Raw genomic sequence first — 16,920 nt, 5'->3', positions numbered from 1 at the left:
TCAATGATGCTCGATGCGATTACGCCCGCCGCGCTTGGCGCAATATAGAGCGATATCACTGCGCGACAGGGCGGCCTCGACGCTGGCATCGCTGGCGTTGAGCGATGAGATGCCGACGCTGACGGCGAGGAAGATCGGTTCCCCCGCATGCAGGATCGGCGTCCTGGCCAGTTCATTCTGAATGCGCGTGGCGAAGTGCATGGCCTTGTCCAGGTTCGCGTCGCTGAGCACCACGGCAAACTCTTCGCCACCCAGGCGCCCGGCGGTGTCGGTCTTGCGCAGCTGACTGCCGAGGATGAGCGCGAAATGGCGCAGCGCCTGGTCGCCGACATCGTGGCCCCAGCGGTCGTTGATGGTCTTGAAGTAGTCCAGGTCGAACATCAGGATCGCCGCGCTCTGCTCGGGGCTGCGTTGCAGGCGCGCCAGCTCTGCCTCGAGCTGACACATGAAGTGCCTGCGGTTGGCGAGCTGGGTGAGAAAGTCGGTGGTGGCGAAGGCCTGCAACTCGGCCTCGATCTGCTTGCGTTCGGTCGCGTCGGTAATGAAGCCATGCCAGATCACGCTGCCGTCTTCTTCGCGGCGCGGGCAGGCTTCACCCTGGCACCAGGCGACTTCACGCCCCGGCACCTGCACGCGGAATTCCAGATGCCAGGGCGTCAGTTGCTCGGCCGATCGCTGGAAGGATTCGATGAACGCCACGCGATCATCCGAATGCACGATGGCCGTCAGCGCCTCGGCGTCCTGCATCAGTTGCATGGCGCTGAGGCCACAGATGGCTTGCGCACCGGCGCTGGCGTAGGTAACGGCGAACCTGCCGTCGGTCTGCCGACGGAACTGGAAGACCATGCCGGGGATTTCATTGGTCAGGTCGGTCATCAGATCGGACAGACGGCGGATGGCGGTGATGTCGGTGGTGGTGCCGATCATCCGCAGCGGCTTGCCATGCTTGTCGCGCTCGACCACCTTGCCGCGGCTGCACACCCATTTGTACTGGCCGTCGCGGCAACGCAGGCGGTGCTCCACCGCATAGGCATCGGTACGCTGATCCAGATGCGCCTGGATGGTCGCGCGCACGTAGTCGAGGTCGGCGGGATGTACGCGGGTGTAGCTCTCTTCGATGCGATTGCCGATTTCGTGGTCGGCGTAACCGAGCAGCGCCTTCCAGCTGCTGGAATAGTAGATCTCGCCGCTGCTGATGTCGCGATCCCAGATGCCGGTACCGCTACCGGCGATGGCCAGCGCCATGCGTCGTTCGCTATCGCGCAGGACGGCGATCTCATCACGCTGCCGGGCTTCGGCCGCTGCACGCTCCAGCAGATCGAGAGCCAGGGCGGCGAAATCCTGCAGGGCTTCGCGCTGCTTGGCGTCGAGTGCATGCGGCTGGTCGAACTGCAGGTACAGCGTGCCGAGCCGGGTACCTGCCTGCACCAGCAATGGCCAGACGAGCGTGGTGGGCGTGGTTTCGCCGATGCCGATGATCTTCGCCAGCCGCGTATCGCTCAGGCCAGGGCTGGCCCAGATATGGCGCGCAGAACCGGCACCGCCGACCAGCACGGCGGCCGAGTCGAAATGCCGGCCAAGCAGGCGCACGACCCCGTCGAGCGGCTCATCATTGGCGCTGCCAGGCGCATTGACCGAACACAGGGGCTGCATAGTGATTCTGCTTGGGTATAAACACGAAAGGCGCTTGATATTGATACGCCATTGGCGGGCTGGCGTCTAATCGTTCGTGCAGGTCAGGCCACTGTTCATCGGCCTTTGCGTCGATTGCTCAGCCACAGAAGGCTCTGGCCAGAGCCTTCTGTGGCCACGGCAGCTTGATTTCGAACTGGCCGAGCGCGTTAAAATTGTTATGATATAACATCTTTTATCAAGGCAATTCGTCGCTACGTTCCGGCTAACCGGACAACCCGCTGCCGCCTGGAGACCCGCGCAGCAAACCAGCGTAACGCCCTCCCCTCACTTAGAAAATGCAACGCTAGGAATACCCATGAAAGCCACCTCGGCCTCCCTCGCCGTCATGACCGCCCTGGTCACGTCCCAGCTTCACGCCGCCTCGTCCGGCAATTCCACCGTCTCACTCGGCTCGGTCTACGTCACCCCACAGGCCAGCGGCACGCTGCGCACCGAGAGCATCCTGACGTCGGTCGACATCATGGGCAGCGACAAGATCGAGGATAAGAACGTGATGAACAGCTGGGAGCTGGTGGGCCAGATGCCCGGCATCCAGCTGACCGAGACGCGCATGGGCGCAGAGTCCGGCAAGGTGACCTTCCGCGCCTTCAACGGCGAGGGCTACATCAATGGCATCAAGACCCTGATCGATGGCGTACCGAGCAACGTCAACAGCGGCAACCAGCGCTTCATCGACATGGTCTTCCCGCTGGACATCGACTACATCGAGGTGGTGCGCGGCACCAACGATCCGCGCTACGGCCTGCACAACATTGGCGGCAACATCAATTTCGTCACCCGCCAGGGCGGCAACTACACCGACGGCCGCCTGACCTACGGCAGCTTCAACACCCGCGAATTCCAGCTGGCCGTGGGCCACGAGGAAGGCAACTTCGCGCAGAACTACTTTCTGGCCAAGCAGGACTCCGACGGTTTTCGCGACAACAGCAACTCCAACAAGTATTCGCTGGGCGGCAAGTGGTTCGTCAGCGATGACGAGCAGACCATGAAGCTCGGTGTGGTCGCCCGCCTCTACCACCATCAGGCCGAGGAGCCGGGCTTTCTCACCGCGCAGGAGCTGGCCGCGAGCCGCTCGCAATCGCCGGAGAAGAACGCCAACGACAGCGACGACCGGGACATGAAGCACCTCAGCGCGCATGCCGACTTCCAGCTCGACGACGACCTGAGCCTGAGCAACAAGCTGTACTACAACAGCTACGACGATGACCGCACCGTGACCTTCACCCGCTACCCGGTCGGCAATGCTCCGCGCCAGCGCCGCCAGTGGGAAGAACGCCAGACCGGCGTGCTGAGCAACCTGACCTGGCGCGCCCACGAGATGCTGACCCTCGACGGCGGCATCAACTACGAACAGCAGAACAACGAGTACCGTCGCTACCGCTACAACTTCGGCATTCCCACCGATTTCGACGCGCCGCCTGCGCGCACGCAGAATGACGACAGCTACACGCTGTACAACACCGGCGCCTATGCCCAGGCGATCATCCAGCCCATCGAGCAGCTCAAGATCATCCCGGCGTACCGCGTCGACACGTTCTCCGGTAATACCGAGCTGATGAGCGGCGAGAAGGCCGAGTTGCAGGACTACGGCTGGGTCGAACAGCCCAAGCTCAGCGTGGTGTACAGCATCACCCCGGACGTGAACGTCTACGCCAACTGGGGGCGCACCTTCCAGATCCTCACCGGCTCCACTGCGCCGGCCTACCTGAGCGCCGGCCAGGCTTCGTACAAACCGTCGATCAACACCGGCAAGGAAGTGGGCGTGAAGTTCAAGCCCTTTGCCGGCTCGCAAGCGCGCATCGCCGTGTGGCAACAGGACGCCACCGATGAGGTTTCCAACATGCCCGCGACCGGCACCACGGTCGGGCTCGGCGAAACCCGACGTCGCGGTATCGACATGCAGCTCACCGCTCAGTTGAACGAACAGTGGACAGTGTGGGGCTCGCACGCCATTCAGGAGGCCAAGGTGGTCAGCGCCTTTACCGACGGCGGTCGCTCGCTGGCAGGCACCGAGGTGATTTCAACGCCACGCTACATCAGCAACGCTGGCGTCGACTATCAGTTCAACGACGCCTGGCGCTTCGGCCTGCAAGCTCGCGCGCAAGGCGATTACTACATCGACACGCTCAACGAACAGGGCAAGTACGGCGGCTTCGCGGTGCTCGATGCCAACGTGCGCTATCAGGTATCGGCCTCCACCAGCCTCGACCTGCAGATGAAAAACCTGACGGACCGCGATTACGAGTACGTATGGTTCGACAACTTCTTCTGGGCCGCTGGCGACGAGCAACCGATGTTCTCCCCCGCTCCGGGCCGCTCGGCCTATCTGTCGGTAAACATGAAGCTGTAAGCCGCAGCCACGCTGAAGAAGCGCTGCCACGCACGGCATCGCGCCGAACGTAGGGTGCGCCATGCGCACCAACTGCGTCACCGCGAAACATCCGGTGCGCGGGCGCAGCCTACGACAGCCGCTCTCAGAGGTATTTCAGCCAGCGAATATCACGACGCCGCGCCTTGAGTCGGGCAAACCATTGCGTGGGTGCAAACAACAGCACCGCCAGCAGCAGCGTCGCGCCCCATACCCAGGCCATCGAATCGAAGCCGAAGTAATGCCCCTGGTTCGCGCCCCAGATGGCGAAGGCGGCGATGTAGAGCAGCTTCAGCAGGTAAAGATGGAGCAGGTAGAAGAACATCGGCGCGCTGCCGAACACAGCCAGGGCACGCACCATGCGTCCATCGTTGCGGCGCTCGAAGTACGCCAGCAGCAACAGGCCGACGCCCAGCGTCAGCGCCAGGAACAGCACCGACGGCGGGTACTTGGTGATGTTGAGCAAGCTCATCAGCGTCTGCACCCAGGTCTCCCCGACCGCCCAGGGTTTCTCGCCATAGCCATTGACCAGGCGCAACAGCACGAACAGCGCCAGCGCAGCGAAACCGGCGCGACGCAGCCATTGCAGACGTTGCTCGGGCGCGCTCGAGCCGCGGAACCACGGGCCGATCACATAGCCCAGGGCAATCACCCCGATCCACGGCAACAGCGGGTAGGAGGTACGCAGGCGCAGCGCGTCGGGAAACTCGATCCAGCCACGGTCATGCAGCACTGCCCAGGGAATGTGCATCGCCGACTCCGGGCCGAAATGCAGCCCGTCGAGCAGATTGTGCCCCGCCACCAGCATCAGGCCCAGCGCCGCCAGCCACACACGCGGCAGCCACAGCAGCACGGCGAGCGCCAGCATGCTCAGGCCGATGGCCCAGATCACCTGCAGATAGATCACCGTGGGTGGAAACTGGAAGGTCCAGGCAAAGTTGACCAGGGTGAACTCCAGCACCACGAGAAACAGCCCGCGCTTGAACAGGAAGGCGCTGGTCGCCGCCCGGCTCATCTGCTTCTCGCCATAGAGAAACGCCGAAAGCCCGGTGAGCAGGATGAATACCGGCGCGCACAGATGTGCCAGGGTGCGGCTGAAGAACAGCGCAGGATCGGTGGCGGTCACGTCCATCGGGTCGCCGACCTGCTGATGCAGGTAGAAGGTTTCGCGAACGTGATCGAGCAACATGAAGAGGATGACCAAGCCACGCAGGGCGTCGATCGAGAGCAGGCGATTGGAGGACATGGAGGGCTTAGAATGGGGCGTGGAAGAAACGTAATACTATAACTCTTTCGCGCTAGCGATGTGCCCAATCTACCGCCGCCATCACGCGCCATGCGGTCACATCATGCTGAACGATGCACGGCGAAGGCAGTCGGAAAAGCAGGACAATCGTCACGGAAAACCTGCCCCATGCTGCCCAACCGCGCCCTCTTTTCCGCCTTAGTCGTGGCCCTGCTCAGCCCCCTGGCCGAGGCACAGGAGCCGTTGCGCATCCAGAGCCTGCAACGCTGTGGCGACTTGCTCGCCAGCGCAAAGCAGGACTGGTGCATGCAGGTGCGTGGCCTTGGCGAGAAGCTGCCCAGGTTGCGGCTCGGCGAGGACACGCTGCCCGCCTCGGCAGTCGAACGCAGTGGCAATGGCCTGCGCCTGCAGCTGAACAGTGACGAACAGCGCAGCGCACCGCTGTGGCTGGAGGATGGCGCGCGCGCCAGCAATCCGGTGTGGCTGTCGCTGCATCGCAGCCATGTGCTCGCGGCGGGTCCGGATGAAGTGGCGAAGAACATGGATGGCCTGACCACCTATGTCGATCTGGTCAGCCTGCTGATCGAGGAGAGCCACGACGGTCTCGACGAGGCCAGGCGTCTGGCGAAGAAATACGACGCCAGGGTGGTCGGCGCCATTGCCCCGCTGAACGTCTACCAGTTGCGCCTGCCGGTGAACAACCTGACCGAGCGCGACGCGCTGGTGCTGCGCATCGGCAACGAAACCAGCGTCGATGCCGTGGTGGTGGAAGAAAGCGCACCGGAGCGCGGCGAGGAGCGCGAAGCCGCGCGTCAGCCGATACACAAACCGGAAAAGAACTCCGAGGAGTGGGCGGCGAACCGCTTCATGGATGCGGTGAACTATTACCAGCGGCGTATTCCGGCGGGCGACACCCCCATCGAAGTCGAGCCGATCCGCGTCGGCGTGATCGAGCGCAACGTCGATTTCGACGCGCCCGATTTCGCCGATTACCTCGGCGCCTGCCCCGATGGCAAACCGCGCACCTGCGTCTACGCACGGGACGCCGACGAGCCGGACAACCATGGCAGCACCGTGGCCGGCATCCTCGCCGCGCACTGGGACAAGGGCGGCAACACCGGCTTCCTGCGCGGGCTGGACAAGGCCAGCCAGGGCTTCGAAGTCATAGTCGAGCGCAACTCGGACGCCGGCATCACCGCCAACATCGCCGCCTCGGTCAACCTGGTGGAAGACGGCGTGCGCGTGCTCAACTGGAGCTGGGGCATCCACCGCGTCGGCACGCGCAACGTCGAAGGCGACGAGATCGATTCGCTGGTGCGCTCCGGCATCGCCATGAGCGGCTACGAAGAACTGCTGGAGGAGTTCTTTCTCTGGTTGCGCGAGGAGTACCCGGACGTGCTGGTGATCAACTCCGCCGGCAACGGTTCGTCCTACTCCGGCAGAGACGAGTACCGCCTGCCCTCCTCCTTCATCACCGAGCAACTGCTGGTGGTCGGCGGGCATCAGCGCAGCACGGACAAAGAGGTCGACATCGACGACCCGGGCTACGTCGTCAAGCGCGACTCGTCGAACGTCGACATGCGCGTCGACATCACTGCCGCTGCCTGTGCTCGCGCCTCGACACGCGAGAGCGATGCCACCGGCGACGTGCATTGCGGCACCTCCTACGCCACGCCACTGGTCACCGGCGTGGTCGCCGCCATGCTGTCGATCAATCCGCGCCTGCAACCGGAACAGGTGCGCATGCTGCTAAGGCGCAGCGCCATGACCATCGGCGGCGATTACGACTTCGAGCCGATGGACGCCGAAGACCTGACTGCGCCGATCCTGCCATCTGAGCGCAACTACAAGATGAGCGACAAGGACGTGGGCCGCTCGGCGCGGCTGGATATGCAGAAGGCGCTGGACCTGGCGGTACAGAGTCGTGATCGGGTGCGTTGAGCCGCAGCGGCTCAACGCAGCAGAGCGGGCACCTTGCGCTGCAACAGACTGATCAACTCCGGCTGCATGCAGGCGTAGTCATCGGGAATATCCAGACAGATCACCCGCTTGCCCGCCAGGACTTGCCGGTACTGGCGGGTCAGCTTGCTGCGCTGGCTCTTCTCCATCACGAAAATCAGCGTTGCCCAGTCGAGCTGTTCTGCCGAAACACGAACCTCGGCGTCAGCGGCGAGCCCGGCTGAGTCGGTCTCGACACCTGGCCACTGCGCGAATACCCGCTCGGCTGTCGGGCTGCGCAAACGGTTGCGACTGCAGATGAACAAAGCGCGGATCACTCGCCGGAAACCCGCTCGTAGAGTTCGACCGGTTCCAGCTTGCCCTGGCAACCGCACTGGCTGTGGCCCAGGCCCAGATGGCGGAACCCGGCCTTGAACAGCACACGGCCGGATTGCGGATTGCGCGCCAGATGGCTGGCGTGCAGACGGCGCAGGCGCAGTTGCTGGAAGGCGAAATCCACCAGGGCATTGCAGGCTTCGCTGGCGTAGCCACGGCTCCAATAGGGCACGCCGATCCAGTAGCCCACCTCGGCCTCGCCCCGGCCAATATCCATGAGCGCCATGCTGCCGACCAGCTTGCCGCTGCCGGACTCGGTGATGATGAAGTTGGCCGCCGCACCGCTGGCCCACTCCTGCGCGCAGCGTTCGATCCACTGCTGCGCCAGCGCGGGCGGATAGGGATGGGGAATGCTGCGGGTGACATCGGCGATGCGAAAATCACCGGCCAGGCGCTGTATCTCGTCGGCATCCTGCGGCTGCGGCGGGCGCAGCGTCAGGCGTTCGGTTTCGATGCGATGCTCATCCATTTGCGTCTCCTGTCACTACCGTAGGGTGCGCCGCGCGCACCAGCGCCACTTGCGCATCGCCCCTTCAGGCCGGAGAAGGCCCGATGGGATAGAACGCCCCGGCACTCCACACGCCCAACCAGGGCTCTCCGTCTATTTCGCGCTCCACCGCCAGTTCTACCAACTGGTAGAACACGTTGCGGTGAATCAGCGCTTCGAGGTTACGCCGCACCAGAATGTAGGGCGAGGGCTCGAGTGTCGCAGGATCGATCTCGACGCGAATCGGATGCTCGGCACCGGCCACGACTTCGTCCTCGACATTGGTGGTGAAGCGCAACACCTGCGTCTCGCCCTCACCTTCCACCTGCAGGGTCACGGCAACGAAGGGCGCGTCCTCGACCTGGATACCGACCTTCTCCACCGGGGTGATCAGAAAATAGTCGTCACCGTCACGGCGAATGATGGTGGAAAACAGTCGCACCATGGGTTTGCGGCCGATCGGCGTGCCCAGGTAATACCAGGTGCCATCGCGGGCGATACGCATATCGATATCGCCACAGAAATCAGGGTTCCACAGGTGCACGGGGGGCAGGCCCTTGCCTTCGCCCTTGGGGATCTGCGCCAGCAGGTCGCCGGCCTTGCCTGGATCGCTCATGCTCTCTCCTCGTCCGTTGCCCGGCACGCCGGGTCAGACAAACGAGGATACACCAGCTGAGAGGTGATCCCTGTCCAGCAGCCCGTCCCGGGATTGCGTCACGGCGCCCATAGCCGGCGGACTGACCCAGGACTGACGCACGAAAATCCGTCAATCGTGGTCACAGCCCTGCACGCCGGTCACTGAGGAATCGGCAACTCTATGGCTTGCATGTCGAGTTGCAGGCTTTCATCGGTTTCCTTGATGGCCAACGGCAAAGTGAAGTTCGGGAAAGCAAGTGCCAGCACAGCACCCTCATTCAGACTTGCTCGAACGGGCTTGGGCAAGGGGTCAGAGAATGTGGCGCAACCGTTCTTGTCGACACGTCCTTCGATGGAAAGGTGCTCGGGCCGCTCCAGCGAGCGGTGAACCTGCAATCGCCATGACGTATTGATACCAAGGTTGTAAGTACTGCCATATAGCTGGTTCAGATCCAGGCCACAGGCTTGTAGGTACAAAGGTTTTTCTGGCAAGACCTTGGCCTGCTCGCGCTGACGCTGCAGGAAGCGCCCCCACTCCAAGCGGGAGGTGACTGAGCGAGTCCGGTAGCCATCACCCTCGGGGCCCTGCAACAAGGCCAACCGGCTGACGCCATCCTCGAGAGTGGCCAGGTCAGTCTCGCTGCGAAGCAACTCCAGCAGATGATCGATGGCAGGCCGAACGGCCGCCTTCAGGCCCAACAAGGCCGCCTGCTCGTAGTGATACGCCTCTGCCTGCCGGTCAACAGCGGGCAGCCCCAAGCCGTTGGCGGCCATACGCGCCAGATGATAGTGAGCTGCAGCGACCTTGCGATCAGCACCTTGTTGCAAAGCCTGACGGGCACCGTTGAAATCCCCCTCCTCCAGCAACATCACTCCGTAGTTGGTCCATGACTGCTCGTTATCGCGAGTCTTGCCCTTGTCCAGCCACTCCACTGCCTTGGCTCGCAGCCGGGTACGGTCGTCTTCTGTCGAGGTGCTGAAGTAGTTGTTACGCAGCGCCAGATAAGCCTGCAGATAATTGCGCGAGGCCTCCGTCAGCCACGCGATGTCTGGTTCCTGTTCATACGCCTGGGCAAAGTAGTCACCCGACTGCTCCGCTCTGACAACTCCAGCATACTGCTGGATCTGATAGTCGAGATCGGAAGGGCTGTAGGCTCGGCCGAGGTTGATCAGCGTCGGCATCAGCAGGCCGCGTTGCAAGGCCTCTTCAAACAAAGGAATCGCATCGTTGGGGCGTTTTTCACTCATCAGCATGGAGCCAAGATTGTGGCTGGCTCGAGCCGAACCGCCTGCCCGAGCCTTCTCGTAATAGCTTCTGGCGAGCGCTTCGCTCTCGTCCACGCCCTGCCCAAGGTGATAAGCCTTGCCAAGCAAGAACAAGGCTAGCGTATCGCCCTTCGCCGCAGCGCTTTCGGCCTTTGGCAGAAACTCGCTGTAACGCTGCTCGTTGAACAGGGCTTCCAGGTCGGCAGCATAAGCAGCCTGCGTGAGACACAGGCTGAGGGACAGGGCAATGAACAGTCGCGACATGACATCAATCTCGGTGTGGATAAGGAACACAAACCGAATGCCAGGTACGACTCATTGACCGTGAACCGGTCAGGCGGGGATGTTGGCCAAGGGGAAAACCAAGGCAGCAACAGACAACCTCTCCTTGGTGCTTATGAGTCTTCCCTGACATTAACTGTGCGCATGATACCTGCGTTTGCCACAGCGCAAGCAACCAGGGCGGAAATCTCTCGACGCTGTCTCAGTTTCCTGAGCGCACTCATGCGCTCCTCAGTTGTTTTTCGTGAACCCGACTCAGCGCGCTACGCCAAGCAGGCTGCGCGCATAGTCATGCAGCGGCGGGCCGATCAGGTCCTGCGGCTGCGCGTCGTAGAACGTCAGGAATCCGCCACGGCTGCGAATCCGCGCAGTGTCCACCAGAAAGCGGGTATTGGTTTCGATCAGCATCAGCTGGATCGATGCCCGGTCAGTGCCGAGACGATCCAGCGCTTGCTGATCCTCCCACTCTTCCTCGGTACCGATACGGTCGTCGCTGTAGGCGAAGCGGGCGTACAGCAGATAGTGCGCGCCAGCGCCGCGCGCCTCGGCCATGGCTTCATCCAGGCCTGCCGGCTGACGTGCGCGGCGCACCAGCGGGAAGTATTCGACGAAGCCCTTGAAGGCCTCTTCGGCCACCACGTTGGGGCGCGGGTAACCGTGGCCCGGCGGCACGAAGTGGCCCTGGGCGATGTAGATGAAGGAGTCCTGCTGCAGACGCCGCGAGGCCATGCGCTCGGTGCGGCCGTGGTCGAGAAACCCGGCATCGCGCAGGTGATACTCGGTGCCGCTGGCCAGATCGCTGACCTTCATGCAGCCGGTCAGGCCCAGCAGCGTCACCAGTAGAAGCAGGTTACGCATGAATCCATCCTCCTCGTGCCGGTGACGGAAAACCGGCGGATAGCGCATAGATGCAGGTTCTGCGCCAGCATTATTCAAGCCCATCTTGCCGCACCTAAAGCGCAGGCCTGAAAGCCTCCCCTGCGAACGGCTGGTCAGTCCTGCCGAGCGGTATCGTGGTGTCTGGGCAAGGCGATGGAAATCAGCGCGGCGGCCAGCACGAACGCGCTGGACACCCACAGGCAGGCCTCCAGCCCATGGGCCTGGAAGACCCAGCCCGAGAGCAGCGTGCCGATCAGCCGTCCCAGTGCGTTGGACATGTAGTAGAAGCCCACGTCCAGCGATACGCCGTCTTCCTTGGCGTAACTGACGATCAGGTAGCTGTGCAACGAGGAATTCACCGCGAACAGCACGCCGAACAGCATCAGTCCGCCCAGCAAGACCCCCTGCGCCGACCAGCCAGTGCCCAGCCCCAAGGCGATCAGCGCCGGCAGACCGGCCAGCAGCGCGGCCCAGACGAAGGCGGCACGGCCGTCCGGCACATGGCCACTTTGCTTGCCGGTAATGCGTGGGGCCAAGGACTGCACGATGCCGTAGCCGATCACCCAACTGGCGAGAAAACCGCCGACCAGCCAGAAGTCCCAGCCGAACACCGTGCTCAGGTACACCGGCAGCGCCACCACGAACCAGACGTCACGCGCACCGAACAGGAACAGCCGGGCAGCCGAAAGAATGTTGATCGCCCGGCTCTTGGAGAGCATGTCGCGAAACTTCGGCTTGGCCTTGGCCTTGCCCAGATCCTTCTTCAGCAGCACCAGGCTGGCCAGCCAGATCAGCGCCAGCACGGCGGCCATGACCAGCACCGCGCCGCTGAAGCCGAGCACGGCGAGCAGCGCACCACCGAGAAAAAAGCCGACGCCCTTGAGTGCATTCTTCGAGCCGGTGAGGATCGCCACCCACTTGTACAGCGTGCCCTGCTGATTGTCCGGCACCAGGAGCTTGATCGAGCTCTTGGCGCTCATCTTGTTCAGATCCTTGGCGATGCCGGACAGCGCCTGCGCACCCATGACCCAGGGCACGCTCAGCCAGGCGGCCGGCACGGTGAGCATCAACAGCGCCAGCACCTGCAGGCCGAGGCCGATGTTCATGGTGCGGTTGAGGCCCAGGCGCGCGCCCAGGTAGCCGCCCACCAGGTTGGTGACTACACCGAAGATCTCGTAGAACAGAAACAGCGCGGCGATCTGCAGCGGCGTGTAGCCCAGGCTGTGAAAATGCAGTACCACCAGCATGCGCAACGCGCCGTCGGTGAGGGTAAAGGCCCAGTAGTTGCCGGTGACCAGCAGGTACTGGCGCACTTCGGGGGCCAGGCGGGATAAGGCATGCATAACAAATCCTGTGTAACCCGTGAGAGGGGCTTTAGCCGCGACAGCAGACTGTAGGGTGGATGACGCCTTTTTCATCCACCTTGGTTATCTGGTGGATGGATAAAGCGTCATCCACCCTACGGATCAATCGGCTGCCCCGACCAGCCTGGCCAGCTCCACCGCGCGGTTGGCATAGCCCCACTCGTTGTCGTACCAGGCGTAGATTTTCACCTGAGTGCCGGCCACCACCAGGGTCGACAGCGCATCGACGATGGATGAGCGCGGATCGGTGCGGTAGTCGATGGACACCAGCGGGCGCTCCTCGTAACCCAGGATGTTCTTCAGCGGGCCATCAGCCGCCGCCTTGAGCAGCGCGTTGACCTCCTCGGCCGTGGTGGCGCGCTCGACCTCGAACACGCAATCGGTCAGCGAGGCGTTGGCCAGCGGTACGCGCACGGCATGGCCATTCAACTTGCCACGCAGCTCGGGGAAGATCTCGGCAATCGCCGTGGCAGAACCGGTGGTGGTCGGGATCAGGCTCATACCCGAGGCACGCGCGCGACGCAGATCCTTGTGCGGCGTATCGAGGATGCTCTGCGTATTGGTCAGGTCGTGAATGGTGGTGATCGAGCCGTGACGAATGCCCAGCGCCTCGTGGATCACCTTGACCACTGGCGCCAGGCAGTTGGTGGTGCAGGAAGCGGCGGTGACGATGCGGTGCTGCTCAGGGTCGAACAAATGCTGGTTGACGCCCATCACCACGTTCAGCGCGCCCTGCTCCTTGACCGGCGCGCAGACCACCACGCGCCCCACGCCCTGCTGCAGATACCCCTGCAGCACGGCGACCGTCTTCATCTTGCCGCTGGCCTCGAGCACCAGGTCGCAGCCACTCCAGTCGGTATCGGCGATGGCCTTGTTGGCAGTCACCCTGATGCGCTTGCCGTCGATCACCACACTCTCGCCCTCGCTGATCGCCTCATGCTGCCAGCGGCCATGCACCGAGTCGAAGTTGAGCAGGTGCGCGTGGGTGGCGGCGTCGCCTGCCGGGTCGTTGATCTGCACGAACTCCAGTTCGGGCCAGCCCCAGGCAGCGCGCAGAGCCAGACGGCCGATGCGGCCAAAACCGTTGATGCCTACTTTGATGCTCATGTCGATGCCTCTGTCAGTGGGTCGCGTCGAACTGGTTGATCCAGTTGACGTGCGCAGGATGCTGGATGGCCTTGGGCCGCAGTGCCTGTACCAGAGCGATGGCCTCATCGCGCGCGACGCCGGCTTCGATGAGGATGCGCGCGGCAATCAGCCCGGTACGCCCGGAGCCGCCCTTGCAGTGAATGGCCAGCGAGCGGCCGCCACGCAGGTGCTCGATGAGCGCCTGGCGGGAGGCCCTCCAGCCTTCGCCGAAGGCTTCCAGCGGCACCTGTTCGTCGGCCACCGGCAGGTGATACCAGGCCAGATCCAGTGAATGGCACTGCTGGGCGATCTGCTCGGCGCCGTTGGCGGCAAGCTCGCTGTGGGGCATCAGCGTGATCACGCCCACTGCACCGGCCTGCTGCAGAGCCAGCAGCGCCTGTTCGAGCGTGGTTTCCCGGGTGCCCGGGCAAGGCGTGAAGATCAGCGCACCGGCCAGGCCGGGCACCTTCAGTACGTCGTAGGGATGCGTCATGACGGGCAGTTCCTTCGCTCAGATGGCGCGCTGATTGACGCGCTTGGAGAGTTCTTCGGCCGACTCCTTGCGCTCGGAGTAGCGATCGACCAGGTAGTCGGCGCGATCACGCAGCAACAGAGTGAACTTGACCAGCTCCTCCATCACGTCCACCAGGCGGTCGTAGAACGAGGACGGTGTCATCCGGCCTTCAGCGTCGAACTCCATGAAGGCCTTGGGCACCGAGGACTGGTTGGGGATGGTGAACATGCGCATCCAGCGCCCCAGCACACGCAGTTGATTGACCACGTTGAACGACTGCGAGCCGCCGCAGACCTGCATGACCGCCAGGGTCTTGCCCTGGGTCGGGCGGACCGCGCCCATGGCCAGCGGCACCCAGTCGATCTGCGCCTTGAACACGGCACTCATCGCGCCGTGGCGCTCGGGGGAGCACCACACCTGGCCTTCCGACCACTGCATCAGCTCACGCAGCGCCTGCACCTTCGGATGACTGTCCGGCGCATCGTCCGGCAGCGGCAGGCCGCGCGGGTCGAAGATGCGCGTCTCGGCGCCGAAGTGCTGCAGCAGGCGCGCGGCTTCCTCGGTCAGCAGACGGCTGAAGGACTTTTCGCGGGTGGAGCCGTACAACAGCAGGATGCGCGGCGCGTGGGTCGAGGCCGACTCGAGGCTGAACTTGTCCGCAGTCGGCAGATCGAGCAGTTGCAGGTCAGCATTGGGCAGATCGTCTTGCACGCTATCACTCCAGAAATGGGTCAGAACAGGATCGCCACGAGGCTCGCCGCTCAGTCACAGGCCGGCTTTCGACCAGGGCGGTCACGCATCTGCCATAGGCGCTGCACATCCGGGCGCAGCCACTCGGCATTGCTGTCCAGGGTGCGCTTGAGCACATCCCGGACCCACTCGGGCAACTGCGGATGCAGGCGGTAGTAAACCCATTGGCTATTGCGGCGGTCTTCCAGCAGACCGCAACTGCGCAATAGCGCCAGGTGCCGGGAAATCTTCGGCTGGACCTCTTCCAGCGCAGCGGTCAGCTCGCAGACGCACAGCTCCTGCTCCAGGGTGACGAGCATGGCGATACGCGCCCGCGTCTCGTCGGCCAGGCACTTGAACAGTTCGGTAGGCGTCATGCCATCGCTGACAGCACTGGCAGGCTTGCTCTTGATCAGCACGAACATCTTTATCCGTTCGTGGATCTCGTGCAGGGTCTTGCGATAGGCATTCTCCTGCGAGCTGGTCGCCGGATCTTCGAAATTCCAGGCGATGTACTCGCCTGTGCCGGGCAGCGCCAGACATTCCAGCGCGGACTTGTCGCACAGGGTGATCACATAGTCGAACGGCTCGCCCGCGACCTGCTCCAGAGACTTGCTGAACAGCCCTGCGGTCGAGACACCCAGATGCTCCAGCACATCGCGGGTACGCGGGTCTACCTCAGTGGGCGCGCTGCCCGCACTGAAAGCCTCGAAGTGTTCTGAGTCGGTGTGGCGCAGCAGCGCTTCGGCCATCTGCGAACGCGACGAGTTGGCCACGCAGAGGAACAGGACACGCTTTTTCTGGCTCATGTTGATTTCCATCAAGGACGCACACGAGCGAATATATTATTTTGCAGATATACAGTAAAGCGAATATGTTTGAGCCATTCACCCTGACGAGTACAGGCAACGAAGATGACAAATGCATGTGACACCGCCCTGAAGCGATCCACGGGCGCACCCCTGGGTTTCTTCGAGCGTTACCTGACCCTGTGGGTGTTCCTCTGTATCGCGGCCGGTACGGTACTCGGCCTGGTCGCTCCGCAGGCCGCCCAGGCGGTGGGCGCCATGGAGATTGCCCAGGTCAACATCCCGGTCGGTCTGCTGATCTGGGTGATGATCATCCCGATGCTGATGAAGATCGACTTCGCTTCGCTGCATGAAGTGCGCGAACAGAAAGCCGGCATCGGCGTCACCCTGTTCATCAACTGGGTGGTCAAGCCCTTCTCCATGGCCCTGATCGGCTGGCTGTTCATCAAGATCCTGTTCGCCGACTGGTTGCCGGCCGAGCAACTCGACAGCTACATGGCCGGGCTGATCCTGCTGGGCGCCGCGCCTTGCACGGCGATGGTGTTCGTCTGGAGCAACCTGTGTAACGGCAACGCCAATTTCACCATCAGCCAGGTGGCGCTCAACGATCTGGTGATGGTGTTCGCCTTCGCCCCCATCGTCGCCCTGCTGCTGGGCGTATCGTCGATTCCGGTACCCTGGGACACCCTGCTGCTGTCGGTGGCGATGTACATCGTCATCCCCCTGGCCATCGCCCAGATCGTGCGCGCCCAACTGCTCAAGCGTGGCAAACCTGCCTTCGATGCGGCGCTGGCGAGAATCGCCCCCCTCTCCATCCTCGCCCTGCTGGCCACCCTGGTGTTGCTGTTCTCCTTCCAGGGCCAGGCCATCGTCGAACAGCCGCTGGTGATCGGCATTCTGGCCATGCCGATCCTGCTGCAGACACTGTTCATTGCCGCGCTCGGCTACTGGCTCAACCGCTCTCTCAAGGTGCGCCATGACGTGGCCGGCCCCTCGACCATGATTGGCGCGTCCAACTTCTTCGAGCTGGCCGTGGCGGTGGCCATCGTGCTCTACGGCTTCGACTCCGGCGCCGCGCTGGCCACCGTGGTCGGCGTGCTGATCGAGGTGCCGGTGATGCTCTGGCTGGTGCGCATGGTCAACAAGAGTCGCAGCTGGTACGAGCAGGCTCTGTAGGTCGTAC

15 protein-coding genes are annotated in these 16,920 nt (G+C 63.2%); 3 read left to right on the top strand and 12 right to left on the bottom strand.

From position 1 onward, the window contains the following. Positions 1-1,653 carry a diguanylate cyclase gene (locus tag ACN0X6_RS07875; RefSeq protein WP_417703024.1) on the bottom strand — a complete coding sequence of 551 codons (1,653 nt, stop codon included), beginning with the start codon at positions 1,651-1,653 and terminating at the stop codon, positions 1-3. 337 nt (positions 1,654-1,990) lie between these two features. Here ACN0X6_RS07875 and ACN0X6_RS07870 point away from each other — a divergent pair, with 337 nt between their 5' ends. Beyond that, positions 1,991-4,045 (top strand): TonB-dependent receptor, encoded by a 2,055-nt coding sequence (locus ACN0X6_RS07870; protein WP_417703023.1) that lies wholly within the window; start codon positions 1,991-1,993, stop codon positions 4,043-4,045. Between the two features lie 124 nt (positions 4,046-4,169). Here ACN0X6_RS07870 and ACN0X6_RS07865 read toward each other — a convergent pair whose 3' ends face one another. After that, positions 4,170-5,309 carry a DUF1624 domain-containing protein gene (locus ACN0X6_RS07865; protein WP_417703022.1) on the bottom strand — a complete coding sequence of 380 codons (1,140 nt, stop codon included), beginning with the start codon at positions 5,307-5,309 and terminating at the stop codon, positions 4,170-4,172. Positions 5,310-5,477: 168 nt separating this feature from the next. Here ACN0X6_RS07865 and ACN0X6_RS07860 point away from each other — a divergent pair, with 168 nt between their 5' ends. Continuing rightward, positions 5,478-7,250: a S8/S53 family peptidase gene (locus ACN0X6_RS07860; protein WP_417703021.1), complete on the top strand. Its 1,773-nt coding sequence runs from the start codon at positions 5,478-5,480 to the stop codon at positions 7,248-7,250. Between the two features lie 11 nt (positions 7,251-7,261). On the opposite strand, the gene ACN0X6_RS07855 is transcribed toward ACN0X6_RS07860, so the two are convergent. From ACN0X6_RS07855 to ACN0X6_RS07810, 10 genes are all read right to left on the bottom strand, one after another. Then, positions 7,262-7,585 carry a low molecular weight protein tyrosine phosphatase family protein gene (locus tag ACN0X6_RS07855; RefSeq protein ID WP_417703020.1) on the bottom strand — a complete coding sequence of 108 codons (324 nt, stop codon included), beginning with the start codon at positions 7,583-7,585 and terminating at the stop codon, positions 7,262-7,264. Beyond that, complete coding sequence (locus ACN0X6_RS07850) at positions 7,582-8,112, bottom strand: GNAT family N-acetyltransferase (protein ID WP_417703019.1); 531 nt, start codon at positions 8,110-8,112, stop codon at positions 7,582-7,584. The genes ACN0X6_RS07855 and ACN0X6_RS07850 overlap by 4 nt, the downstream gene beginning before the upstream one ends. A gap of 64 nt (positions 8,113-8,176) precedes the next feature. Further along, complete coding sequence (locus tag ACN0X6_RS07845; RefSeq protein ID WP_417703018.1) at positions 8,177-8,746, bottom strand: DUF1285 domain-containing protein; 570 nt, start codon at positions 8,744-8,746, stop codon at positions 8,177-8,179. A gap of 179 nt (positions 8,747-8,925) precedes the next feature. Continuing rightward, positions 8,926-10,296, bottom strand: coding sequence for a tetratricopeptide repeat protein (locus ACN0X6_RS07840; RefSeq protein WP_417703017.1), 1,371 nt, complete (start codon positions 10,294-10,296; stop codon positions 8,926-8,928). A 273-nt stretch (positions 10,297-10,569) separates the two neighbouring features. Then, on the bottom strand, positions 10,570-11,172 hold the full coding sequence (locus tag ACN0X6_RS07835) for a DUF4823 domain-containing protein (protein WP_417703016.1): 603 nt from the start codon (positions 11,170-11,172) through the stop codon (positions 10,570-10,572). A gap of 134 nt (positions 11,173-11,306) precedes the next feature. After that, positions 11,307-12,536 carry an organoarsenical effux MFS transporter ArsJ gene (gene arsJ / locus ACN0X6_RS07830; protein ID WP_417703015.1) on the bottom strand — a complete coding sequence of 410 codons (1,230 nt, stop codon included), beginning with the start codon at positions 12,534-12,536 and terminating at the stop codon, positions 11,307-11,309. Between the two features lie 123 nt (positions 12,537-12,659). After that, entirely contained in the window at positions 12,660-13,664 is a 1,005-nt protein-coding gene (locus ACN0X6_RS07825) for an ArsJ-associated glyceraldehyde-3-phosphate dehydrogenase (RefSeq protein WP_417703014.1), read from the bottom strand. Positions 13,665-13,677: 13 nt separating this feature from the next. Then, positions 13,678-14,178: a cyclin-dependent kinase inhibitor 3 family protein gene (locus ACN0X6_RS07820; protein WP_417703013.1), complete on the bottom strand. Its 501-nt coding sequence runs from the start codon at positions 14,176-14,178 to the stop codon at positions 13,678-13,680. 18 nt (positions 14,179-14,196) lie between these two features. Then, on the bottom strand, positions 14,197-14,910 hold the full coding sequence (arsH, locus tag ACN0X6_RS07815; RefSeq protein ID WP_417703012.1) for an arsenical resistance protein ArsH: 714 nt from the start codon (positions 14,908-14,910) through the stop codon (positions 14,197-14,199). 50 nt (positions 14,911-14,960) lie between these two features. Next, complete coding sequence (locus ACN0X6_RS07810) at positions 14,961-15,737, bottom strand: metalloregulator ArsR/SmtB family transcription factor (protein ID WP_417703011.1); 777 nt, start codon at positions 15,735-15,737, stop codon at positions 14,961-14,963. A gap of 105 nt (positions 15,738-15,842) precedes the next feature. On the opposite strand from ACN0X6_RS07810, the gene arsB reads away from it, so the two are divergent. Beyond that, positions 15,843-16,913, top strand: a complete 1,071-nt coding sequence (gene arsB, locus ACN0X6_RS07805; RefSeq protein ID WP_417703010.1) for an ACR3 family arsenite efflux transporter — start codon at positions 15,843-15,845, stop codon at positions 16,911-16,913. The last annotated feature ends 7 nt before the right edge of the window (positions 16,914-16,920 follow it).

Origin of the sequence: Pseudomonas sp. (assembly GCF_048269965.1) — a bacterium.
Lineage (GTDB): Bacteria > Pseudomonadota > Gammaproteobacteria > Pseudomonadales > Pseudomonadaceae > Aquipseudomonas.
Note: the sequence above shows the minus strand (reverse complement) of the source record. Positions and strands in the feature narration are given on the sequence as shown.